We start from the raw sequence: 23,234 nt of genomic DNA, 5'->3' as shown, positions 1-23,234 counted from the left end.
CGTATGCAGAACTTTTTGGAAATTGCAAAAACAGATTTTACGGATACCTTCAGCGGCGCATGGATCTTTCCTATGTTACTGGTTGGAATTCTATGGATTCTCTGGCAGGAGAAAGACTGGATGCGGAAGCTTCTGTTGGGAATTCTGCCGCTGGTATTTTTATTTTTCTACTGGTGTCCGTTGACTGGATTGTTTTTCATGAAGGCTTTGGGAGAAAATGTGTACTGGAGAATCCTGTGGCTTTTACTTCTGGCGGTGATCATTCCTTATGCGGGATGTCTGCTGCTGAAACGGTTTTCCGGGCTCTGGCGACAGGGGGCATTTCTGGTATTACTGGCAGTCATTGGACTGGGAGGGAAATGTGTGCTTTCCTCCGAGTGGTTTGAAGCAGCCACTAATGACTATAAGGTACCGGAAAATGTCATGGAGATGGCGGATCTTCTTCCGGAGAATGTACATGTGGTGGCATCCAATCGGCTGACCCCCTATCTGCGGCTGCGGGATCCGTCCCTGACACTGGAATATGCCAGAAATGCCCTGCAGTATAATGTGCCTCAGGACAATATGGTAGGCCCTATGATTGAACTCTACTGGGCACTGCAGGAAGAAGAGATTGATGTGGGGAAGGCAGCTCCTCTGGCAAAGGAAGAGGAGTGTACTTTTGTGATTGTGTCCAAGAGCCATACGTACAATGGAGACTGGGAAGATTACGGGTACAAGCTGTATCACGAAACGGATGAATTTACGATTTTTGTAGATCAGGATTACGAGAGAGGACAGGATACAAGAAAATGGGAAGAATAAAAGGATTAAAGCCATTTGCAAAGACGTTTTTTGCGCTGATTGCTGTATTTTTCCTGTCCATGACGCTGGTGTATTGTATTCCCACCTCATGGATTCAGGACAATGTGGAAAAATCAGTAGAGGTGATTGACAATGAGGGAGAATACCCCATGTATTTTTTCTATCGGCACAGTGCAATCATTGATGAGCATACGGATAAACTGATGTATACCAGTCTGATTCAGAACCGGGATTATTATAATCCCATTCAGGCATCCGTGAGTGTGAATCAGTATCCCCGCTACTGGCATGGCTATCAGGTGATTTTGCGTCCATTGACGGTGATTTTCCAGGTGCAGGAGCTTCGTTTCCTGGGAATGTTTGTATTCCATCTTCTGTTCTTCTGGAGTGCCTGGCTCATGGCAAAAAAGTTAAAACCGGCCATTGCCATGTGTTATGTGGCTGCTGTGACTAGTGGATATATTGTGTTCCTTCCGGTCTGCTTCCAGTTCTTTACCACCTTTGCAGTCTTGTTTGGTGCGTTGATCGTGCTGCTGACCCGGTATGAGAAGGACTGCACCATGAATCTCATGCTGTATTTCTTTGTAGTAGGGATGGTAGAGAATTTCTTTGATTTTCTGACTTATCCGATTATTACACTTGGAATTCCCCTTGTGGTGCTACTTTGGTTGAAAATCCGGGATGAGGCGGCAGATCTGAAGGAAAATTTGATCTTTACGGTGAAATCTTCCGTCTCCTGGGGACTGGGATATGCCCTGACCTGGATTGCCAAGTGGGGCATTGCCACAGTTGTGCTGGGAGTCCGGTATTTCTGGAGAACCATGAGTGTGGTACAGTATCGTCTGGAAGGAAGCGAGGATGAGCCTCTGGATCGGATTGGAACTTTGCAGAAGAACCTGAAGGCATGGATGAATGTGCAGGACGGTGGTATCATTAGCTGGAGTAAAGTAGTGATGGTAGTACTTCTGGTATTTATCATTCTGATCCTGGTGAAAAAGCTGAAGGATAAAAAGACGATTGCAGCCAGCCTGCCTATCGGTCTGGTGGCACTGTATCCGTATATCTGGTATCTGGTCATGTCCAATCATTCCCAGATTCATTACTGGTATACCTACCGGGCACAGGTACTGACTATGTTTGGTATTCTGGTGTTCATTGCCAGCATTTTAAGGGAGAAGAAGCCGCGTGAAGAATAGAGAAAAGAGAGACTGCTGGATCTATGCCATCTGTATGATGATTCTGGCAGAAGCGTTCAGCTGGTTTCAGCCCATTTATACCAATGTGGATAATTTTATCACTTCCATGGTGATCAGTGCAGTTTATGATAAAGATACCTATAGCATGGTATTGAATCCGATGCTTTGCTGGATCATGTCTTTCATAGGAAAGGTACTTCCGACGGCTGATGCTTTTACGCTGGTGACAAAGATCGTACTGCTGGCAGGAATCGGTTCTATCAGTTATTTTGTGGCATTGCATTTCCGGCACTGGACGGAGAGGCTGTTTGCCGGAGCTGTGTTATTTCTGCTTACGATTGAGATGAATTTGTTTTCAGACTATTTTATGGTGTGGGCGGCATTCTTCACGTTCGTGGGAATGGTATGGCTGTTAAGATCTATGAAGACAGAAGTGCATGGAAGCTGGATTGTGGCAGGTACTTTTTTCATCTGCTGTGGTCTTATGTGGAGGCTGGGTGGTTTTGTACCCTTTATTCCGTTTCTGCTGCTGGACTGGGGCATGGATTTTTTGTTTGGAAGCAGAGGGAAAGAAGAAAAGCTGCAGTATTTGAAGAAAACAGTCAGAGTATTTGGACCGATGATGATCTGCTTTGCCTTGCTTCTTGGTATTGATTATGGATATAAGCATTCCGAAAAATATGAGGACAGTGTGAATTTTTGTGATGTAGTCAGCACAATTGTAGATTATCCGATGGAAACTTATGATGCAGTGGAAAATCGATTGCCGGAACAGATATCGGAAAATGATTATTATAGCTTGACAGAGCATATGTATGCAGATACAGAACGAATTACGACAGCGTATTGCCAGAACATTGCAGACATAGGGAAAAAAGATGAGATTGTGATCAACATGAAAGATATTTTTCAGAAGACCTATTCTTTGATTGCCAGATTTTATGGGCTGAAGAATTTCAAAGTCTGGGGTATTGGATTGATGCTTCTGGCGTTCTGGATCTTATTTTCACAGACAGCGTGGTATGAAAAGCTGGAAATCGTATTTGCGGGTGGTGGAGCTTATCTGATGATGCTCTATTTGATGCTGGTAGGACGTCTTCCGGAACGTGGAATGCAGGTGATGCTGTATGCGGCTATGGGAATTTTTCTCGTAAAAGTTAGCTCTATTCATGTGGAGAAAAGGGTACACAAAATCGAAATGATAGCAGTTATTATTTTTTGTGGCTTGGTATTATGTCGTCTACCATCTGTTAATTTTGGCGTACATCAGTCTTTGTTGTCTGTCAAAACAGGTGCTAACGAAGAAAAATGGGAACAAAGCTATCAGGATAATGCAGTATATCTTTGGAAAACGGCAGAGCATAGAAAATATCCGATGCGAGATTTTATGGCACAGGGAAAACTAATGTCAAAGAATTTTATGGAGCATAATCTTGCAGAAGGTGGCTGGGACTTTAATCAGGTGTACTCAAAAGGGCAGATGGAACGCCTGGGAGTACCAAATCCAATCCGAGCACTGGCGGAGCGACCACATACTTATTATGTGGCAGAAGATTGTAATGCTGTTCTGACTTATATTCGGGAACATTACGATGAGAAGGTTCAGGCGGTACAAGTTGAGGAATTAGATGGAATCCCGGTATGGCAATTCCAATAAGTAAATAAAGAAGACGTCTGCTTAGTGCAGGCGTCTTTTTCGTACCGCTCGGATCAGTTTCTGACCGAAGAGATTTTTTATAGTCTGTTTAGCGTAGAAAGAACATTCCCGGAGAATCCAGAAAGGTGTTACATGAAATACCCCCAGTTTCTTCTGCATACGGATTTTTTCTTTGTGAGAAAGCAGTTTATTCTGATCGGAGAAACCGGCGATTTCATAGACAGAAACTGGAATGGGAAGATAGTCAAAGGAAACTCCCTTTAAATACATGGCCAGGAAAAACTCATGATCCGCACATACCCGATAAGAAACGTCATAGGGGTGTTCTAGTAACAGGTCCCGCTTTACGAAAACGGACTGATGACAGAATGCCATTTCGTAAGTCAGGTGATCCAGTGGGAGCGCGGGATATAGTTTTGTCTTGCTCTCATAGATACAGAGGGTATCTCCGTATAGGATAGAAGCATCCATTGGATGCGCAAAGACCTGTTCCAGAGTAGTTGCATCTGCCAGCAGATCTCCTGCATTTAAAAACAGAAGCCATTTGCCATGGGCTTTTTTTACCCCTTTATTCATAGCGTCATAGATGCCATGATCCGGTTCGGAAGAACAGAAAAAAGGAATCTGCTTTGCAGAAAATAACGGTTCCAACTGTCCAAGAAACGGAACCGTTCCATCATCGGATCCACCGTCGATGACCAGATATTCGAAGTCAGTCCAAGTTTGTTGAAGAAGACTGTCCACCGTGGCGGACAGAGCCTCTTTTGCCCGAAAGCAGACGGTAATGACAGATAAGGTTGGCATATCCATATCCTACCTCGTTTCCCGATGGCGGGCATCATTTTCAGGTGTCATATGGGTGGTATCCCGGATGACAAACTGAGGACTGTTGTTGAGGCAGATATAAATTCTGCCGATATATTCACCGCAGATTCCCAGCATAATCATAATCATTCCACCGACGAACAGCATCACAGCCATGAGGGAGCTGTAGCCGGCATCAATGAGCTTAGGATACATCAGCTTGTGAATGACCAGATATAATCCCCAGCAAAAGCCAAGAATGGAACTGCCAACTCCAACAAAGGTGGAAAGCCGGAGTGGAATAATAGAAAAAGCGGTAAATCCATTGGAGAAAAGGGAAATCAGCTTTTTTAGATTATACGTGGAAGTACCGCTTAGACGTTCCCGGTCCTGCATGGGTACTTCTGCAATTTTTCTGGTAGCACGGAGCAGAAGACCGTCAATATAAGGATATGGATTCTTGTATTGGAGCAGTTCTGCTGCGATAAAGGACTGCATGGCCATAAAATTGGTCAGGCGCAGATGTTTTGGTTTGTCCAAAAGGACACACATCATAAAATCATTAAACCGGCTTCCTGCAACCCGGAAGAAGCTCTCTTTCCGGTCTTCAAATTTATATTGGGCCAGCGAAACGTCATAACCATGATTCAGAGGTTCCAGAAGCTCCCATAATTTGTCCATGGGACATTGAAAGTCGTCATCAAGGAAGACGATTTGTTCGCCTGCCGCATAGGAAAGACCTGCCATCATAGCAGCGTGCTGACCAAAGTTTTTTGTAAAATCAACGACCCGGAGCCAGGAATGGGTTTCTGCATAGTCTGTTAAGACCTGTAAAACCTGATCCGGGGAATTGTCATTGACAGTGATGACTTCATATTCCATTTCCGGACGTTCTGTCATTTTTTGTTCGATTTCATTTAATACCTGCAGAATCGTATGTTCACTTCGATAGCAGGGAATTACAAAACTAAGTTGTACCATGAGTACTGCCTTTCTAAGATTATAATTTACCGATCAATGTAAGAACCTGTCTGCCAATCTCTCGCATATCTTCTGCATCATATCGCTGATCCACAGGAAGTGGACAGATGCAATTAGACAAATATTGTTCCCAGGTGCTGGAATCCGGATTTTCTGCCGTTTCACTCCAGAGCTGGGGTACATAGATCTTCTTCTGAATCAGTTCTTTCCGCAGAGTGTCACTGGAATAAAGGAACGGATAATACAGTGCCGGACGAAATTCCGTCAATGAAATTTCGTTGACAGGCGCAAGCACTTCGTGAAGGGCTTTCATATTTTCCATTCGTTTCTGACGCACATGCTCGTAATCTACCACATTCAGCATGGCAGATGTGAGAGGGGACATGGCCTGAATACCGCAGGAGCCGAGACGTTCTTCATTCTCTTTATTCAGTGTATAGGAATAATTGGTACCATATTCATAACTCTGCAGCAGATGTGACGTATACAGACTGGAAGTAGAGACCGGAACTGGCTGCTGACAGATCTGACCGCCGACTGCGTAAGCACCGTCGGATACGCCAAAAAATTTTCTGCAGGAATATACCTGGCAGACTCCTTTTTGCGGTGCGGAGAAAAAGGACTGGGTATTATCGATGAGAATCCGGGAATCATACTGCTGCACCATATCCTGAATCACCTGATCCGGCTGGATTCCAAAATAGTTTACCCAGAGAATTCCTTCCTTTTCCTTTAAAGAGACAGATTCAGGAAGAAACTGCTGATTAATATGGTAATAGCGGATCTGTATCTGGGGAAGTTCCTTACGGATGGTTTCCTCAACAGTCGCACAAATATAAAATGGCAGATAAATCATATCCCATTTCAGCTGCTTTAGTGCATAGGCAATGGCATACCGGCCGGAATTCAGAGCGGCTACATGCTCGCCCGAATAATAGGGAACTCCGGCTGCGAATTCGATGGGAAGGTATCCGCCGTATTCTTTCATCATAACGTTCTCCTAAAATAAGTGATATCTAAACTATTATAGGAGAAATTTTCAGTTACGTCAATTCCTCGCAGTTAAATCTAAAGAATTATGAATAATTATCAAAGATGGTTTTACAACGACATAAAGTGGGGTAATATGAACATAGAAATGATGGAAAAGGATAAAAAAACGATATGAATAAAAATCTGGTAAAAGCATTGCTGTATCCATTGCTTTTGATTGCTATATTAAGAGGAATTACCCCATTCGTATATGCCATCATTGACGATCGGAGTATGATGGAGATTCTCTCCGGGCAGTATCTGGGGCATCCGGATCCCCATGCGATTTTTCTGGGATACTGGTATTCTTATATTTTAACAGGATTGTATCGAATTTCCGTGCATGTGGATTGGTATGCCCTTCTTTTCCTATTGGTACAATGGGGGTGTATGAGCCTAATTTTATATCGGGTGCAGGGGCAGACAGAAGAACGGAATGCACAGGATCGAAGAGTGGCACTGACTATGGTGAGTTTCTTCCTGGTGGGACTTCAGACGTTGACCCAGCTGACTTTTACCACAACTGCGGCAGTGGTGGCAGCGACAGTGCTGTACTGGTACGTGACCAGCGAGAAAATAGAAGGAAAACACTTTGCAGTATTATTTTTGCTTTGTTTCCTGACACTGCAGATCCGGTTAGAAATCTTTTTGATGATTCTTCCGGTCTGTTCCTTGTTTTGGCTCATCCGGCTGCATAGAAGAGGAATCCTGGGGATGGGAAGATGGGAGGTTTGTCTTCCGCTGATGGCGGTGGCTGTATTGGGAATTGCTTTTCTGGGAAATGTGGCTGGTTATGGAAGTCCGGAATGGAAAGCCTATAACCAGTACAATCAATATCGTTCCGCCATTTATGATTATCCGGATTATACGTTTCCGCCTTACGAGGAGGCGAAAGATCTCTATGCGGCAGCGGGAATTGATACCAAGAGCCGGGCACGGACATTGATCAATTACAATTATACGGCGGATGACAAGATTGCCCCGGAGTTCTTTGAACAATATATCAAGACCTATCAGCAGATGCGCCCATCTGAACAAAGCAGAATGGAAAGGCTTATAGAGAGTACAAAGAGTTATGTAAAAGGAGTACTGAGCGGCAGATTTCAGTTTGCCCAGGGCATGGGAATGGTTTTGCTTGGTCTTTTGTTGCTTCTTACTATCTGGAAACGACATTGGATGCAGGCGATAGAGATTGGGTTGATCATAGGGATTCAGATCCTGTTGTGGCTTTATCTTCTCTATAAAGACCGGGTTCCGGCAAGAGTCATTTACAGCATGAATCTGTTGCTTGTCACCATCGCGGTACTGGCATGGAGAGAGTGGTGCCGTTCCACAGGAGAAGATCTGTCAGAATCCTTTAAAAAGAAAGGGACGTCGCTGCTTATTCTGGTCCTGATGGGTGTGGGAGTCCTGTATGCAAAGAATATTCGGACACAGAATCTGGAGATCAGTCATCGCTGCGAGGATGTGGAGCAGCTAAAGACCTTTTGCGCAGAGCATCCGGAGAATTTTTACTTTAATGATGTAACAACGTTGGCATTTACCACCTGGGATGTGAAGCTGTGGAGAAATGAGACATACGAGATGAATTATATGTCTCTGGGAGACTGGATGAGCTTCAGCCCGTTGTGGAAAGAAAAACTGGAACAGCAGGGAATTACCAGTGTTCGGGAGGCATTGTATCAGCGGAACAATGTGTATCTGATCTGTACCTTTGATAAGGGACTGGAATATCTGACTTCTTTATATGAGAATACCACCTGCGCGGAAGTGGATCGTGCGGGACTATTTCATATTTACAAATTGCAATCCTTGTAAAAGTATCCTGAAAGTGGTAGAATACAGAAGACTATAGATAATGAGGTAACTGTGTTCATGGATAAATTTGATCAGTATAAACGGCTTCTTCGTCTGGGCATAGCCGGAATTGAGATTATTCTGGAAGCTGCATTTTTTACGTATGTCTGGTATGTGCTTTACAATGGCCGAAAAGTAACTCCTTTTGAAAATAAAGGTAATCTGATGATGGTAGGGTTCTACGTACTCTATCTCATCGTTTTTATTTACATGTATGGCGGCACCAAATATGCCTATTATCGCAAAGGACAGCTGATTCTTTCCCAGACGCTGGGAACGGTGATTGCCAATGCGGTTATGTACATTCAGATTGTCATGGTAGTGGGACAGTTTCCCTTTCCTGCGGTATGGCCCATGCTGGTATTATGTGCAGCGGACCTGGTGGTGATCGCACTGATTAACCAGATTTCCGATGGTATCTTCAAGAAGATGTTTCCGCCGAAACGTCTGCTTCTGATCTGTGATCTGGAGTACAAGAACAATCTTCTTCGGAAGATTTCCAGCAGAAAGGATCTCTATGAGGTGACCAGATGTGTGTCAGCGTCAGAACCGCTGCCAGTCTTACAGAAAGAAGTGGCAGACTGTGATGCTATGATGCTCTATGGCATTGAAGAGCAGAAACGGAACGATCTGATCAAATTCTGTTATGAGAAATCCATCCGGATCTATGTGGCTCCGGAGGTATCCGATATTCTGCTGCGGGGTGCAGATCGTGTCCATTCCTTTGATACACCGTTTTTCCTGTTGCGTAATTCTGGCCTGTCTTTTGAGCAGCGGATTATGAAGCGCGCCATGGATATCCTGATTTCAGGAGCCATGCTCATTGTGGCTTCTCCCTTTATGCTGTTGACGGCACTGTCCATCAAGCTGGAAGATCACGGTCCGGCGCTTTTTAAGCAGGAGAGGGTAACCATTGGCGGCAAGAAGTTCTATATCTATAAATTCCGCAGTATGATCGTGGACGCGGAGAAGAACGGAGCACAGTTCTCTACGAAGAATGACAGCCGTATCACGAAGGTGGGCAAATTTATCCGTGCCACCAGACTGGACGAGCTGCCCCAGCTTTTAAATATTTTAAAAGGAGATATGAGTATTGTAGGTCCGAGACCGGAGCGCCAGACGTACATTGACGAATTTTGCGAGGAAACGCCGGAATTTATTTATCGTCTGAAGGTAAAAGCCGGATTGACCGGTTATGCGCAGATTTATGGAAAGTACAATACGACTCCGCTGGACAAGTTAAAGCTTGACCTTATGTACATTGAAAGTTATTCGGTTCTTCTGGACATCCGTCTGATCTTCCTGACGCTGAAGATCATGTTCACCAAGGAGAGTACAGAAGGAGTGGAGGAAGGACAGAACCATGCATAGATTTTGGATATTTAACCATTATGCGACGACCCCCCTTACGGGGCCGCTGCTCCGCCACTATTATTTTGCGGAGTATTTAAAAGAAAGAAATATTGAGACGACAGTCTTTGCGGCCAATGAGCTTCATCAGACCGGAGGCTGTGTCGACACCCACGGGAAGCCTTATCTTCGGACCGAAGAGGAAGGGGTTCCCTTTGTCTTTGTTAAGACGAGTAAATATGAAGGCAACGGAATCTCCCGTGTGAAGAACATGGTGAGCTTCTTCCTGGGACTTTTAAAGATCAGCAAAGGCTATGCAAAGCAGTACGGAAAGCCGGATGTGATCATGGGTTCCAGCGCCCATCCCTTGACCAGCATTGCAGGTATTCTCATTGCCAGGCGGTTCCATGTACCGGCTATTGTGGAGGTCCGGGATCTCTGGCCGGAGGCTATCTTCTCTTTTGGAAAAGTAAAGATGAACAGTCTGGTAGGACGGCTCTTAAGTGCCGGTGAAAAATGGATGTATGTCCATGCGGATGCTATTGTATTCACCAAAGAAGGCGACGTGGATCACATCAAAGAGATGGGATGGGATAAAGACCACGGCGGTAAGATTGACCTTGCCAAATGCCATTACATCAACAATGGTGTGAATCTGAAGGATTACTATACAAGCATTGAGAAGGATATTCTGAAAGATCCGGATCTGGAGGATGACAGTTTCAAGGTGGTCTACACCGGAACCGTCCGCCCGGTCAATAATGTGGGCAATCTTCTGGATACGGCAAAATTATTAAAAGATAAAAAAGATATCAAGTTCCTGATTTTTGGTGGTGGAAGCGAGCTGGAAAAACTGGAAAAAAGAGTACAGGATGAGCACATAGACAATGTGATTTTCAAAGGGTTTGTGGAGAAAAAATATATTCCGTATATCCTGAGCCGATCTTCTGTGAATGTATTGAATTATTCTCAGGCAAACTATAACTGGTCCAGAGGCAACAGTTCCAACAAGCTGTTTGAGTATATGGCCAGTGGAAAACCGATTATTTCCACGGTGAAGATGGGATATTGCATTCTGGATAAATATCAGTGTGGTCTGTCCCTTGAGGAGTGTACAGCGAAGGCGCTGGCAGAGCAGATCCTGAAGATTCATGATATGCCGGAGGAAGCTTATGCCCAGATGGCGGAGAATGCGAAGAATGGGGCAAAGGATTTTGACTTCCCGGTACTTACAGAGAAACTTTATCAGGTGATCAAGCGTGTGGAAAAAGATTGAGAAATATTATCGGACGGTGTCTTATCTGAAGAAAAGCCAGGTAAAATTCTTGGTGAAGAACCGTCTGGAGAGAAAGAAAAAAGCAATAACGAAAGCCGCTGCTCCGGTGTTGGGAACACTGCCCCTCTGGATGGAGCGCCTCGACGCTCATCCGGATTATGAGAAGCGGTTTGACCGGGACGAGATCTTAAACGGAACGGTGACCTTGCTTCATGAGAGCGGCACGCCAGGCGGTCATAACTGGGCGAATCCGGATAAGAGCCATCTGTGGAATTTTAATCTGCAGTATCTGGAATTCCTGATTCCTCTGGCAGCAGCCTATTGGGAAACCGGGGAGGCGAAGTATTATGAGAAGTTCCGGGATTATTGCCTTCGCTGGATGGACGATAATCAGGATGGAACCGGGGATGGATGGCATCCCTATACCATTTCTTTGAGGCTTACCAATCTCTGGATCTGTATGGATGGATTTGGTGAGATATTCCGAAAAGATGAGGAATTTGCTCAGAAGCTGGGTGACAGTATGTATGCCCAGTATCTGCATCTGCAGAAGAAGCTGGAGCTTCATCTTCTGGGCAATCATTATCTGGAAAATTTAAAAGCAGTGATGCTGGGTGCTCTCTATTTTAAAGAGCCGGGCGTCTACGATGATTATAAAAGCCGTCTGCGGGAGGAACTGGAAGAACAGATCCTGCCCGATGGCATGCATTATGAACGAAGCCCCATGTATCATAAAATTGTCCTGGAAGATCTGATGAGGGCAGCAAGAGGTGTGGAGAAAGCAGACCGCCTTTTCTACGAAGAACTAGGTAAGAAGATTAAGAGAATGGCGGACGTTATGTATTCTCTGGAAGATGGCATGGGACAGACGCCGCTTTTTAATGATTCCGGGGATAATGTGGCGCGTTCCATGGTAAGCCTCCTGGCAGCACTCCGGGAAGAATTCGGAATTACGCCGGATTACAAAGCATCTTTCCCGGATGCTGGTTATTATTGCCTGCGAAGCGGAGATGTGAAGGTTCTTCTGGATGCAGGCGCCATTGCGCCGGATTATATGCCGGGACACGGACACTGCGATGGATTGAGTTTTGAACTGTCCAGACAGGGACATCCGGTCTTTGTGAATTCTGGTACAGGGATGTATCAGGGGGCATTACGGGGATATTTCAGAAGCACTGCAGCCCATAATACGGTGATGATTGACGGCGAGGAACAGTCTGAATGCTGGGGAGAACACCGGGTAGCCAGACGGATTTCAGAAGTAACCGGTTCTGCCGGCAGCCAGGAGCTGAAAGGCAGGCTGACGACGGCATCTGGCAGAAAGCAGGGACGCTGCATCCGGGCAGAAGGCAGCAGTGTCGAGATCTGGGATCAGGTAGACGGACATGCAGAAGCCTATTTCCACCTGGCGCCGGATTATCATTATGAAGAAGCGGAAAATTCCGTATTGGTCAAAGAAAAAGACGATACGCTGGTCTGCCGTATTATTCCGGAAAAACAGGATCAGGTGAAAATCTACCGGGAAGGAACTATCTGTTCCTATGCACCGGAATTTGGAAAAACAGAACAGATACAAGTGCTTGCACTTGCCTGGGAGGGCGATGGAAGTGAGCACATGACACAGATCATATTCGAAAGAGAAAGGGAGAAGCATGATGATTAATGTAGTAGGACTTGGTTATATCGGTCTTCCCACTGCGCTGATGTTTGCAGCACATGGGGTAAAGGTTGTAGGAACGGATTATAATAAGGAGCTGGTAGATACCCTGAATGAGGGAAAGACTACCTTCGAGGAGGATGGCCTTGACGAACTGTTTCAGGAGGCAGTGAGCAAAGGAATCCGGTTTTCTCATGAGTATCAGAGCACGGATATGTATATCGTGGCAGTGCCGACTCCCTATGATAAGGCTAGTAAAAAGGTGGATGCAAGCTACGTGGTAAAGGCAGTGCAGAACGTTATGAGTGTCTGCCCGAAGGGCGCAACGGTGGTTATCGAATCTACCGTATCTCCGGGAACCATTAATAAATATGTGCGTCCGATCATTGAATCCGACGGATTTACCATCGGCGAGGATATCAATCTGGTGCATGCACCGGAGCGTATCATTCCGGGAAATATGGTATATGAGCTGAAACATAATTCCCGTACGATTGGTGCAGACAGTCCGGAAATCGGTGAAAAAGTAAAAGCTCTGTACAGCTCTTTCTGTCAGGGAGAGATCGTGGTAACGGATATTCGTACCGCAGAGATGACCAAGGTAGTGGAGAATACCTTCCGTGATATTAACATTGCATTTGCCAATGAGCTGGCGAAGATCTGCCGCTCCGATAATATGGATGTGTATGAGATTATCCGGATTGCCAACAAGCATCCCCGTGTCAACATTCTGACTCCGGGACCTGGTGTTGGCGGACACTGCATCTCTGTAGATCCGTGGTTCCTGGTAGGTGATTATCCGGGCCTGGCAAACATCATTCTGGCAGCCAGAAAGATCAACGATGGTATGCCGGACTTCGTGCTGGAGCGGATTCATGACATTATGAAAGAAAATAATATGACCGATGTGGGACGGGTAGGTCTCTATGGTCTGACCTATAAAGAAAATGTAGACGATACGAGAGAGAGTCCGACTCTGCAGATGCTGGAGAGCATGGAACGCCATCTCTGCGGCGGACAGATCAAAGTCTATGATCCCTATGTAAAGAAAGATCTGGTGCCGAACCAGTATCATGATCTGGACAGCTTCCTTGCAGATGTGGATTTTGTGGTATTGCTGGTAGGACATGATGAGATCAGAGAAAATATGGACAAACTGAAAGGAAAAGTAGTGCTGGATACCAGACACATCTGTTTCCTGGATGGAACCTACCGTTTGTAGAGAAGGGAATGGAGAAACATAATATATGAAACAGTTATTTCTGAATGTAAAAGACGGAAGCATGAAGCTCATTGACCAGCCCATGCCGACGGTAAAAGAAAATATGGCTCTGGTGGAGACTTTGTACACGGTAGTCAGTGCCGGTACAGAGAGAGGCCTTGCTTCTTTCGGCGGCAAGAATCTGGTCCAGAAGGCATTGGAACGTCCGGATCAGGTAAAGAAAGTGTTGGAAAAGCTTTCTACCGATGGGATTGTGACCACTATCGAGAGCGCCTTTAACAAGCTGGCGGAACCGATGCCTATGGGATATTCCGGAGTGGGTCGTGTCATTTCCTGCGGAAAAGGCGTGACGGAAGTACAGGCCGGAGATCTGGTGGCTATGGTAGGTACCGCTTATCACTGCGAGATCAACCGGGTGAGCAGAACTATGCTCACAAAGATTCCGGAAGAGTTACAGGATTATCGTCAGGCAGCCTTCTGCGCCCTGGGTGGTATTGCACTGGAAGGAATTCATCAGGCAGAAGTGGTACCGGGAGAGACCGTAGCAGTGATCGGTATGGGACTTCTGGGACATATTGTGAGCCGTATTTTAAATGCTTATGGATGTGATGTCATTGGCTATGACGTGGTGGATAAGACTATGCCGGGTACCAACCTGAAGGCATTTATCAATTCCGGCGATGACAGCGCTGTTGATATGACCAAGGCACTGACCAGAGGACGCGGCGTGGATAAAGTCATCATCACCGCAGCAGCCAATACCAATGCACCGATGGACCTGGCGGCAGCCATTGCCCGTGACCGCGGTATCATCTGCATGATCGGTGTAACCCAGATGAACATTGACAGACGCCCGTACTATGAGAGAGAACTTTCCTTCCGCATTGCCCGTTCTTATGGAGCAGGACGTTATGATGCGACTTATGAGCAGAAGGGAATTGATTACCCGATCGGCTATGTGCGCTTCACAGAAGGTCGCAATATCGAGGAGTTTGTCCGTCTGCTTGCTCAGGAAAGAATCAGTCTTTCCGATATCATTACCCATGAGATTCCCTTTGCTCAGGCAGCAGAAGCTTATGAGATGATCACGAAGAACCCGAATCATGAGCGTTATATCGGCGTTCTTCTGAAATATGATGAAGAAAATAAAGAAAAATGGAATGGAACCATTCACAATCCGGAGGCAAAGAAATCTGTATCCGGTGATAAGATCCGTCTGGGACTTATCGGAGCGGGCAACTTTGTACGCAGCACCATGCTTCCGATTATGAAAGAAACGGGACTCTTTGAGTTCCGTGGACTGGCTACCACTGGCGGTGTAGGTGGTGCTCAGGCAAATAGTGGAACTCCGTTTGCTTATACGACCAATGATTATAAAGAACTGCTGGCAGATCCGGACATTGATCTGATCGCAGTTTCTACCCAGCATAACAGCCATGCCAAATTTGTCATCGAGGCATTGAATGCCGGCAAACATGTCTACTGTGAGAAGCCGCTTTGCCTGACTCTGGATGAATTACAGCAGATTAAAGAAGCGTATGAGAAATCCGAGGGAGAGCTGTTCGTAGGCCTGAACCGGCGTCATGCGCCGCTCATTCAGCAGATCAAGAAGGATCTGAAGACGGATCAGATTCCAGCAGTCTATGATTTTATTGGAAATGCGGGATTTATTCCGAAGAATCACTGGGTACATGACGAGGCAGCAGGCGGCGGCAGAATTCTTGGTGAGGCATGCCATTTCGTGGATCTGATTCAGTATCTGGATGGCAGCGAACTGATGGATATGAACGTGACCGCAGCTTCCAACAATGCTTATCCTATGAATGACAATGTGCTGATTACGCTGAAGTTTGCATCCGGAGCAGTTGGAAACATTGTATATTCTTCCATGGGCTCCAAGAAGTACCCGAAGGAACAGCTGCGCGTATTATCCAACGGTTCTGTCTATGAGATGGACAACTTTATCCGTCTGAAGAAATACGGAAGTACGAAGACTGTTACCCATAAGTTGAAACAGGACAAAGGTATTAAGGCAGAGTATGAGTATATCTGTCAGGTACTGAAGGGCAAAGAGAAGAATACCGTGATTCAGGATGCATTCCGTGGGCAGGAGCTTCTGATCAAAGCCATGAACAAGGTAAAGACCGATGAGAACGCTGGTTTATGATGTAGCGGCGGACAGCGGCGGAGCAGCGACGGTTCTTCAGAGCTTTTATGAAGAATTTAAGAAAGATACAGAGAATGAATACATTTTCGTACTCAGTGTCTATGAACTTCCGGAGACAGAGAATATCAAAGTACTGAATTTCCCGGAAGTGAAGAAAAGCATGCTGCACCGGCTGTATTTTGATCATTTTGTAGCGCATAAGCTGGTGAAACAATATCAGGCTGATAGAGTTTTATCTCTGCAGAATATTGAACTGCCTCATGCGAAGGTGCCGCAGATCGTGTATGAACACAATGCCCTTCCCTTTTCAGAATATAAATTTAAGCCATGGGAGGCATTCCGTCCCTGGTACAGTCAGCAGATTCTTGGCCGGATGATGAAAAAATCCATTCGCAGAGCAGAAAAAGTACTGGTGCAGACCAACTGGATGAAGGAAGAGATCATCCGTCAGTGCGGCATTCCGGCTGACCGGGTGGAAGTGAAGTTTCCGCCGGTGGAGATGCTGAAAACCCATCCATGGAAAATGGATGAGACCTGCCCGACGTTCTTCTATCCGGCAGGACCGCCTGCCTATAAGAATCACCGGACATTTTTAAAGGCCTGTGAGTTGTTAAAAGAGCAGGGCATGGAAGATTACCGGGTGATCTGGACCGTGACGGGAGAAGAAAATGAGGGTATGAAGAAGTTGAAAGCGGAGGCAGAAGAAAAGCAGCTTCCGATCGAGTTCATCGGCCCGGTGCCGCGAACACAACTCTTTGAACAGTATGCGTCTTCTGTACTGGTATTCCCGTCTTATATTGAGACTATAGGACTGCCGCTTCTGGAGGCAAGATCTGTCGGCGCGCCGATTCTGGCAGCAGACTGCCTGTATGCAAGAGATGGCGTGGGAGATTATGAACGGGCGGAATTTTTTGAGGCATTAAATGAAAAAGCGTTATGTGATTTGATGCGAAAAGTAATAAAAAGGGAATAGATAAGATAAATGGAAACAAAAGAAAAAAGCAGAATAGCGGATATCATGTTTATAATTCTATTAGCTGGTGTTGTTTGCATGCATCTTTCAAGAATAAGGCTTGGGAATGTCGATATTGATGAGGCGTTCTATTTGACAGTTCCTTATCGTCTGGCACAGGGAGAAGGATTGTTGGCGGATGAATGGCATGTATCTCAGCTGGTGGGCTTCCTGCTGTATCCATTCGTGAAGTGTTATCTGCTTATTCAAGGGAATACGGAAGGCATCTACCTTGCATCAAGATATGTATATCTGGTATGTCTGACGGGAAGTGCAATTGTTTCTTATATGTTGCTGCGAAAGAGAAATAGATGGATGGCAGCAATTGCCAACATTATGTTTGCTCTTTTTACCCATGCATGTCTGAGAACATTGAGTTACAATACCATTGGTATGTTGGCAACATGGCTTATGGCATCGGTTTTGATGGCAAATTTTAGATCGTTTCGCCTGCAGCATTTTATAACAGGAATCTTGCTTGCTATTGTAGTGTTGTGTTGTCCGTATATGGTATTGGCATATGCGCTGTATGCGATTGTCTGCCTATGGAAAAGACAGAAAAAAGAAACCTTTGGAATCGAAGCTTTGGGATGGGTGACTGCAGGTTCTGGCTTCATTGCGCTGATATTTATTGTTTTCGTGCTATCCAGAACTTCACTTACCACCGTTTTGGAAAGTATCGGATATATTTTGGCAGATCCGGCGCATAAACAAAAGGGAATCATGGCTTTTATGGAGCCGGTACTTTGGTTTGTAAACTGGTTTAAGTTATATTTTCTGGCATTTTTAGCAGGCGGTGTGCTAGCGGTGTTCAGCAGAAAATACAGATGTTTTATGCTGATATGTATCACATTGCTGAATATGTTGTTTCTTGCACTACTGTCGGTATTTAAAACGGGGGGGTCGGAAAGCATGCGGTAGCTCTGCCGTTGGCATTGATAGGTTTGCTTAGCTTTATAATGACAGAGAAAAAGGACTGGGATTTGTTTACAAAAGGCTGGATGCTCGGTATGGTTTATGCGTTCTGCATGAATCTGTCAAGCAATCAGGGAATTTATGTCATGTGTAATGCCAGTCTGATCTCTTCCTGTACAGCATTGTTTATGTTGCATGATTTTAGAAAAGAAAATTTAACAGAGAAGATACTGCCTTGGTGCTTTGCGGGATTGATTCTGATGCAGCTGGCAGCTCAGGTATATATTAATATGAATTATGTATATTGGGAGGATGACGGAGAAGCATTAAACTGTGAAATTACAGAAGGTCCGCTAAAAGGAGTCATTACAACTGAGGCAAAGAAAAAGTTGAATGATGAAAATTATCATTTGATTCAGGAATTGGGAGATTTAAGCGGTAAACATATTTTATTTTACAATATGTTTCCACAGGGCTATCTGATGGCGGAGAATGCGAATAATGCTTCTTTTTCTGGATGGATCAAAGAATACGATTTGGATAATGATAAATTTAAAGAGTATTATAAGATTTATCCGGAGAAAATACCGGATATTATTTTTGTAGATTCCAGAGAAACTTCAGGCTGGAATGACGAACAGTGGGCTCAGTGGTGTGAAGAAAATGGGTATACCAGCAGGTTGATTCTGGGCAGCGAGCGGATATTATTTAAGCAAAATGAGTGAAAAAGATTGAAAAATTGAAGTAAATAGTATATATTTACTCTATGTTTATATTTAGCAATAAAAGAAGGATGGTTTAATATGGCATTATTAAAAGAGTGGCATAAAATTGCCTATGATGAGAAAAAAGATAAAGGAACTCTCCAGAGATTCTGGGCTAATTACTTCAATCTGGAAAAAGGAGTTTATGAGAAGCTTCTTTCTGATCCGGATACTGAAGTAAAAGGAACCGTAAAAGAGCTGGCTGAGAAATATGGCTTAAGCGTTATGGAGATGACCGGATTCCTGGATGGTATCAATGAGAGCCTGGTAGAGGCAAACCCGATCGAAGAGATGGAAGAAGATACCGTTGTCAGCCTGAAATTTGACAAAGAAAAACTGTACAAGAACATGGTTGATGCAAAAGCTGATTGGTTGTATGAACTGCCGCAGTGGGATGAGATTTTTGATAAAGAGAAAAAACATGCGCTGTATCTGGAGCAGAAGAAATCCGGTACCATCGTAAAAGGTAAAAAGATCGGTCGTAACGATCCGTGTCCGTGCGGAAGTGGCAAGAAGTACAAACAGTGCTGTGGAAAACATAACAAATAAATACACATAGTAAAATATAACAAAAGATAGTGGTGTTGTCAGAAGCTGATAGCGCCACTTATTTGTTAATGAAACAATATACAAATAAAAGGTTATAAAATAATGAAAGTAAATCAGAAAAAAGCAGGAGTGCTGCTAACTTATCTGGCACAAGGAATTCATATTGTCTCAGGACTGCTATACACACCGATTATGCTGCGGTTGTTGGGACAGAGTGAATATGGCCTGTATCAGCTGGTTGCTTCTGTGGTATCGTATTTAAGCGTGTTAAGTCTTGGATTTAACAGTTCTTATATGCGTTTTTATACAATGGTAAAAAAAGAAGGGGATGAAGAAAAAGTCGCCAGCTTTAATGGCATGTTCATGACGATTTTTCTTATTATTTCTGGAATTTGCCTGTTCTGTGGCGCTGTCATGCTGGGAAATATCCAATGGATTTTCGGAACAGGACTTACAACCGTAGAATATGCAAAAGCAAAAATCCTGCTGGCTTTAATGGTGTTTAATCTTGCATTGACATTTCCTGCAAGTGTATATGATTCTTTTATGACTTCGCATGAAAGATTTCTTTTGCAGAGACTACTTAGAGTATTGCAGTATCTCTTTAATCCGTTTATTACATTGCCATTACTGATTATGGGTTATGGATCAGTTGCCATGGTACTTGTAACAACGGGATTGACCATTGCGAAATTAATTGCAAGTATTATTTATTGCGTACGAAATCTTCATATAAAAATGCGTTTTAAAAATTTCCAGCTTGGTTTATTAAAAGAAATGTGGGTATTTACATTTTTCATCTTTATTAATATGATCGTAGATCAAGTAAACTGGAGTGTAGACAAATTTTTGTTAGGTAGATTTAGTGGAACTATAGCAGTAGCGGTATATGGTGTTGGAAGTCAGCTTAACAACATGTATCTTCAGGTATCAACAGCAATTTCAAATGTATTTGTCCCACAGGTAAATAAGCTGGTTGTAGAAGAAAATGATGATACTGCACTTACAAAGCTTTTCACAAAAGTTGGACGAGTTCAGTTTATTGTGTTATCACTGATTGTAATGGGATTCATTTTCCTTGGAAAAGAATTTATTTCTTTATGGGCTGGTGAGAATTATATAGAATCTTATGCGATTACTTTATTGTTAATTGTGCCGGTAACCATCCCCTTAATTCAGAATCTGGGAATTGAAATTCAAAGGGCAAAGAACCTGCATAGAGTCAGATCGGTAGTATACTTGTGTATAGCAATCAGTAATGTCCTGATCAGCATTCCGTTTATAAAAATATGGGGACCGTCTGGTGCTGCTTTAGGAACTGCAATTTCTCTTATTGTTGGAAATATTATTTTTATGAACATTTATTACCAAAAACGAATTGGTCTGGATATTCTCTATTTTTGGAGGGAAATTTTAAAATTTATTCCAGCATTGATAGGACCTTGCATTTTGGGAATTATTTTGAGAAAAGTTTGGGTTATGGATAGCCTTAGTAAGTTCTTTGCTGCAGTCATAATATTCACTGTGGTATTTGCTGTTTCCATGTGGTGTCTGGGGATGAACGAACAGGAAAAAGATATGGTATTAGGACCACTTAAACGGGTATATAAGAGAAGTAGGAGTTAAGAACGATGAAAGAATCACTCGTATATGCATGCTACAACAAAGATGAAAAACTTCGACAGAAGGGATCTTCGGGAAGTGTTTTCTACTTATTGGCTCATTATGTTATTTCATGCGGAGGAGTGGTCTTTGGTGCCAGATTTGATGAAAACTGGGAAGTCATGCATGACAAGGCGTCAACGGAAGAAGAACTATTCCCTCTAATGGGAAGTAAATATCTGCCAAGTAATGTAAAAGAAACTTATCAAAAGGCAGAATCCTATTTAAAACAGGAAATTCCGGTACTTTACAGCGGAACACCGTGTCAAATCAGTGGATTGCATTCTTATCTAGGAAAAACCTATAATAATTTAATTACGGTAGATGTGATCTGTCATGGAGTTCCCAGTCCGGTTATATGGAGAGAATACTTAAAAAGTACAGCTAAAGGGAAAAAGATAAAATCTGTTAATTTTCGTAATAAGGACAATGGATGGCTTGATTTTACATTGAAAATAGAGCTGGAAAATGGAAAGAAAATTCAAAAACCAAGAAATTATGATGTGTTTATGCGTGGATTCATAAAGAATATATTTTTAAGGCCTAGTTGCTATCAATGTTACTTTAAGAATGAAAATGATGAAGCGGATATTACATTGGGGGATTTTTGGGAAGTAAGAAAAAGATGTGAACCATTATACAATCGATGGGGAACTTCATTGGTAATGGTGAAGACTGCAAAGGGGCAACGTATTTTTGAAAAAATAATAGAAGATTTGAATTATCAGAAATTAAGTTGGCAGGAAGCAGGAATTCAAAATACAAATTTCGAGAAATCATCTTTGAAACCATCGTATAGAGAACAAGTATTTAATCGAAAAAATGCAGAACTTTTGTCTTTTTGCGCAAAAATGACAAGGCCGCCATATATAAAAAATGAGATAAAGAAGTTAAGAAAACATCTTGGAAAGATAATAAGGAAACAGTAATGAAAGCGATTCCAGAGTTAGTAGAAAAAAGAGAAGATTGCTGCGGGTGTGCAGCATGTATGGCAGGATGTCCAGTAAAGGCAATTCAAATGGAAGAGGATGAAGAAGGCTTTCTTTATCCTAAGATACGGGAAGAAGTTTGTGTTCGCTGTGGTAAATGTATCAAGATTTGTCCTATCAGAAAGAAAAAGCAGATGGTAAAAGATAATGTGCCAAATGTGAAAAAAGATGTAGGAATTATCACTTTATACTATGGAAACAATAATTATGGAGGACTTGCGCAGTCCTATGCTTTGTATAAAGCTGTTACGATGCTGGGATGTGATGTCGAATTGATTTCTTATAAGCGCACGATGCAAGTAGCAGCACCAGTTAGTGCATCTTTGCTGGAAAAGATCAAGAGAAATTCTATTTCTGGTCTGTGCGATCGCTATTACAGAAAAGCAAAAGACAAGATAGAGAGAAAACTGGAACAGAATTGTGCAGATCAGCTGAAGAAGCGTGGCGAAATGTTGGAAAAGTTCCGAGAATGGATTCCACATTCAACCGTTTATACAAAAGAAACCATTGGTCAATGCAGAGAACGATATGGGACATTTATTAGCGGCAGTGACCAGATCTGGAAGCCGGGAGTGGCGGATGAAGCATTTTTGTTTTCTTTTTTGGATGGGCAGCCGGATAAGCATATTATTTCCTATGCGTCCAGTGTGGCAGTTCAGGAATTCCCGGATGGATATCTGGATTTTATGAAAACAGAATTGAAAAAGTATGCTCATATTTCTGTCAGAGAAAGTGTGACCGCGAAAACTTTTTCGGAACTTCTGGGCAGGAAAGTGGTGCGGGTGACGGATCCGACCCTGCTTTTAAGTAGGGAAGAATGGGAAGAAGTAACAGCGGAGAGACAGGTGGAAGAACCATATGTTTTCTGTTATTTATTGGGAAATGATAAAAAGCAGCGGAGAAAAGCGGAACGAATAGCAAGGGAACAAAAAAAATTGCTGGTTACTATTCCTCATATTAAAAATGGAAACAGCTTTCATTTTCGGATGGAAGATAAAGATTTTGGAGACCGACAGTTATTTGAAGTTGGGATGGAAGAGTTTTTCAGCCTGATTAAGTATGCGGATATGGTCATTACAGATTCTTTCCATGCAACTGTTTTTTCTACTGTTTTTGAACGACCGTTCTGGGTATTTGAAAGAACAGCAAAGACGAAGAAAACAGAGATGAATTCAAGAATTCACGAACTCACACAGATGCTGGGACTTGAAGAACGGATTATGAAGGAAGAAAAAGATTATACGAAGGAGGTTGATTATAAAAAGGCAAAAGAACTGATAAAGCCCTATATAGAGTTATCCAGAAACTATTTAAAAAATTCATTAATGAAATAGAAATGA

General features: G+C 43.5%; 19 protein-coding genes. 16 read left to right on the top strand and 3 right to left on the bottom strand.

Annotated elements, in window-relative coordinates:
• The first annotated feature begins 3 nt into the window (after positions 1-3).
• Genes ACZMB2_RS06595 through ACZMB2_RS06585 form a run of 3 tightly spaced genes read left to right on the top strand, consistent with a single transcriptional unit; the run spans position 4 to position 3,657 of the window.
• Positions 4-804 (top strand): hypothetical protein, encoded by an 801-nt coding sequence (locus ACZMB2_RS06595; RefSeq protein ID WP_487596073.1) that lies wholly within the window; start codon positions 4-6, stop codon positions 802-804.
• A complete protein-coding gene (locus ACZMB2_RS06590) occupies positions 792-2,000 on the top strand; it encodes a hypothetical protein (protein ID WP_487596072.1) in 1,209 nt (402 codons plus the stop codon). The genes ACZMB2_RS06595 and ACZMB2_RS06590 overlap by 13 nt, the downstream gene beginning before the upstream one ends.
• On the top strand, positions 1,990-3,657 hold the full coding sequence (locus tag ACZMB2_RS06585) for a hypothetical protein (RefSeq protein WP_487596071.1): 1,668 nt from the start codon (positions 1,990-1,992) through the stop codon (positions 3,655-3,657). The genes ACZMB2_RS06590 and ACZMB2_RS06585 overlap by 11 nt, the downstream gene beginning before the upstream one ends.
• A gap of 21 nt (positions 3,658-3,678) precedes the next feature.
• Here the strand turns inward: ACZMB2_RS06585 and ACZMB2_RS06580 are convergent, their stop codons facing one another.
• From ACZMB2_RS06580 to ACZMB2_RS06570, 3 genes are read right to left on the bottom strand one after another with little or no spacing between them, the layout of a single operon-like run.
• Complete coding sequence (locus ACZMB2_RS06580) at positions 3,679-4,467, bottom strand: glycosyltransferase family 2 protein (protein WP_487596070.1); 789 nt, start codon at positions 4,465-4,467, stop codon at positions 3,679-3,681.
• Positions 4,468-4,470: 3 nt separating this feature from the next.
• Positions 4,471-5,442, bottom strand: coding sequence for a glycosyltransferase (locus tag ACZMB2_RS06575; protein WP_487596069.1), 972 nt, complete (start codon positions 5,440-5,442; stop codon positions 4,471-4,473).
• Between the two features lie 19 nt (positions 5,443-5,461).
• Positions 5,462-6,433 carry a hypothetical protein gene (locus ACZMB2_RS06570; protein ID WP_487596068.1) on the bottom strand — a complete coding sequence of 324 codons (972 nt, stop codon included), beginning with the start codon at positions 6,431-6,433 and terminating at the stop codon, positions 5,462-5,464.
• A gap of 173 nt (positions 6,434-6,606) precedes the next feature.
• Between ACZMB2_RS06570 and ACZMB2_RS06565 the strand changes: the two genes are divergently transcribed.
• The 13 genes from ACZMB2_RS06565 to ACZMB2_RS06505 all read left to right on the top strand — a co-directional run bounded on the left by ACZMB2_RS06565 (position 6,607) and on the right by ACZMB2_RS06505 (position 23,228).
• Positions 6,607-8,292: a hypothetical protein gene (locus ACZMB2_RS06565; protein WP_487596067.1), complete on the top strand. Its 1,686-nt coding sequence runs from the start codon at positions 6,607-6,609 to the stop codon at positions 8,290-8,292.
• 57 nt (positions 8,293-8,349) lie between these two features.
• The gene (locus tag ACZMB2_RS06560; protein ID WP_487596066.1) at positions 8,350-9,702 is read left to right on the top strand and encodes a sugar transferase; all 1,353 of its coding nucleotides are present in this window, start codon (positions 8,350-8,352) and stop codon (positions 9,700-9,702) included.
• Positions 9,695-10,957 (top strand): glycosyltransferase family 4 protein, encoded by a 1,263-nt coding sequence (locus tag ACZMB2_RS06555; RefSeq protein WP_487596065.1) that lies wholly within the window; start codon positions 9,695-9,697, stop codon positions 10,955-10,957. Before ACZMB2_RS06560 ends, ACZMB2_RS06555 begins: the two co-directional genes overlap by 8 nt.
• On the top strand, positions 10,941-12,620 hold the full coding sequence (locus ACZMB2_RS06550) for a heparinase II/III domain-containing protein (protein ID WP_487596064.1): 1,680 nt from the start codon (positions 10,941-10,943) through the stop codon (positions 12,618-12,620). Before ACZMB2_RS06555 ends, ACZMB2_RS06550 begins: the two co-directional genes overlap by 17 nt.
• Positions 12,610-13,836 (top strand): nucleotide sugar dehydrogenase, encoded by a 1,227-nt coding sequence (locus ACZMB2_RS06545; RefSeq protein WP_487596063.1) that lies wholly within the window; start codon positions 12,610-12,612, stop codon positions 13,834-13,836. The genes ACZMB2_RS06550 and ACZMB2_RS06545 overlap by 11 nt, the downstream gene beginning before the upstream one ends.
• Positions 13,837-13,861: 25 nt before the next feature.
• The gene (locus ACZMB2_RS06540; protein ID WP_487596062.1) at positions 13,862-16,003 is read left to right on the top strand and encodes a bi-domain-containing oxidoreductase; all 2,142 of its coding nucleotides are present in this window, start codon (positions 13,862-13,864) and stop codon (positions 16,001-16,003) included.
• A complete protein-coding gene (locus ACZMB2_RS06535) occupies positions 15,984-16,976 on the top strand; it encodes a glycosyltransferase (protein WP_487596061.1) in 993 nt (330 codons plus the stop codon). The genes ACZMB2_RS06540 and ACZMB2_RS06535 overlap by 20 nt, the downstream gene beginning before the upstream one ends.
• Before the next feature lie 132 nt (positions 16,977-17,108).
• On the top strand, positions 17,109-17,936 hold the full coding sequence (locus tag ACZMB2_RS06530) for a hypothetical protein (RefSeq protein ID WP_487596060.1): 828 nt from the start codon (positions 17,109-17,111) through the stop codon (positions 17,934-17,936).
• Between the two features lie 38 nt (positions 17,937-17,974).
• Positions 17,975-18,655, top strand: a complete 681-nt coding sequence (locus tag ACZMB2_RS06525) for a hypothetical protein (protein WP_487596059.1) — start codon at positions 17,975-17,977, stop codon at positions 18,653-18,655.
• A gap of 78 nt (positions 18,656-18,733) precedes the next feature.
• On the top strand, positions 18,734-19,243 hold the full coding sequence (locus ACZMB2_RS06520; RefSeq protein WP_487596058.1) for an SEC-C metal-binding domain-containing protein: 510 nt from the start codon (positions 18,734-18,736) through the stop codon (positions 19,241-19,243).
• A gap of 102 nt (positions 19,244-19,345) precedes the next feature.
• Positions 19,346-20,869: an oligosaccharide flippase family protein gene (locus ACZMB2_RS06515; RefSeq protein ID WP_487596057.1), complete on the top strand. Its 1,524-nt coding sequence runs from the start codon at positions 19,346-19,348 to the stop codon at positions 20,867-20,869.
• 5 nt (positions 20,870-20,874) lie between these two features.
• Positions 20,875-21,834, top strand: coding sequence for a Coenzyme F420 hydrogenase/dehydrogenase, beta subunit C-terminal domain (locus ACZMB2_RS06510; RefSeq protein WP_487596056.1), 960 nt, complete (start codon positions 20,875-20,877; stop codon positions 21,832-21,834).
• Complete coding sequence (locus tag ACZMB2_RS06505; RefSeq protein ID WP_487596055.1) at positions 21,834-23,228, top strand: polysaccharide pyruvyl transferase family protein; 1,395 nt, start codon at positions 21,834-21,836, stop codon at positions 23,226-23,228. Before ACZMB2_RS06510 ends, ACZMB2_RS06505 begins: the two co-directional genes overlap by 1 nt.
• The last annotated feature ends 6 nt before the right edge of the window (positions 23,229-23,234 follow it).

The organism is Hominiventricola sp., assembly GCF_057604405.1.
Note: the sequence above shows the minus strand (reverse complement) of the source record. Positions and strands in the feature narration are given on the sequence as shown.

Coding starts and splice junctions, on each gene's coding strand:
- ACZMB2_RS06590 (WP_487596072.1), top strand. CDS start 792: ATGGGAAGAATAAAAGGATTAAAGCCATTTGCAAAGACGTTTTTTGCG.
- ACZMB2_RS06565 (WP_487596067.1), top strand. CDS start 6,607: ATGAATAAAAATCTGGTAAAAGCATTGCTGTATCCATTGCTTTTGATT.
- ACZMB2_RS06580 (WP_487596070.1), bottom strand. CDS start 4,467: ATGGATATGCCAACCTTATCTGTCATTACCGTCTGCTTTCGGGCAAAA.
- ACZMB2_RS06535 (WP_487596061.1), top strand. CDS start 15,984: ATGAGAACGCTGGTTTATGATGTAGCGGCGGACAGCGGCGGAGCAGCG.
- ACZMB2_RS06525 (WP_487596059.1), top strand. CDS start 17,975: ATGACAGAGAAAAAGGACTGGGATTTGTTTACAAAAGGCTGGATGCTC.
- ACZMB2_RS06575 (WP_487596069.1), bottom strand. CDS start 5,442: ATGGTACAACTTAGTTTTGTAATTCCCTGCTATCGAAGTGAACATACG.
- ACZMB2_RS06515 (WP_487596057.1), top strand. CDS start 19,346: ATGAAAGTAAATCAGAAAAAAGCAGGAGTGCTGCTAACTTATCTGGCA.
- ACZMB2_RS06570 (WP_487596068.1), bottom strand. CDS start 6,433: ATGATGAAAGAATACGGCGGATACCTTCCCATCGAATTCGCAGCCGGA.
- ACZMB2_RS06545 (WP_487596063.1), top strand. CDS start 12,610: ATGATGATTAATGTAGTAGGACTTGGTTATATCGGTCTTCCCACTGCG.
- ACZMB2_RS06510 (WP_487596056.1), top strand. CDS start 20,875: ATGAAAGAATCACTCGTATATGCATGCTACAACAAAGATGAAAAACTT.
- ACZMB2_RS06595 (WP_487596073.1), top strand. CDS start 4: ATGCAGAACTTTTTGGAAATTGCAAAAACAGATTTTACGGATACCTTC.
- ACZMB2_RS06520 (WP_487596058.1), top strand. CDS start 18,734: ATGGCATTATTAAAAGAGTGGCATAAAATTGCCTATGATGAGAAAAAA.
- ACZMB2_RS06555 (WP_487596065.1), top strand. CDS start 9,695: ATGCATAGATTTTGGATATTTAACCATTATGCGACGACCCCCCTTACG.
- ACZMB2_RS06560 (WP_487596066.1), top strand. CDS start 8,350: ATGGATAAATTTGATCAGTATAAACGGCTTCTTCGTCTGGGCATAGCC.
- ACZMB2_RS06505 (WP_487596055.1), top strand. CDS start 21,834: ATGAAAGCGATTCCAGAGTTAGTAGAAAAAAGAGAAGATTGCTGCGGG.
- ACZMB2_RS06540 (WP_487596062.1), top strand. CDS start 13,862: ATGAAACAGTTATTTCTGAATGTAAAAGACGGAAGCATGAAGCTCATT.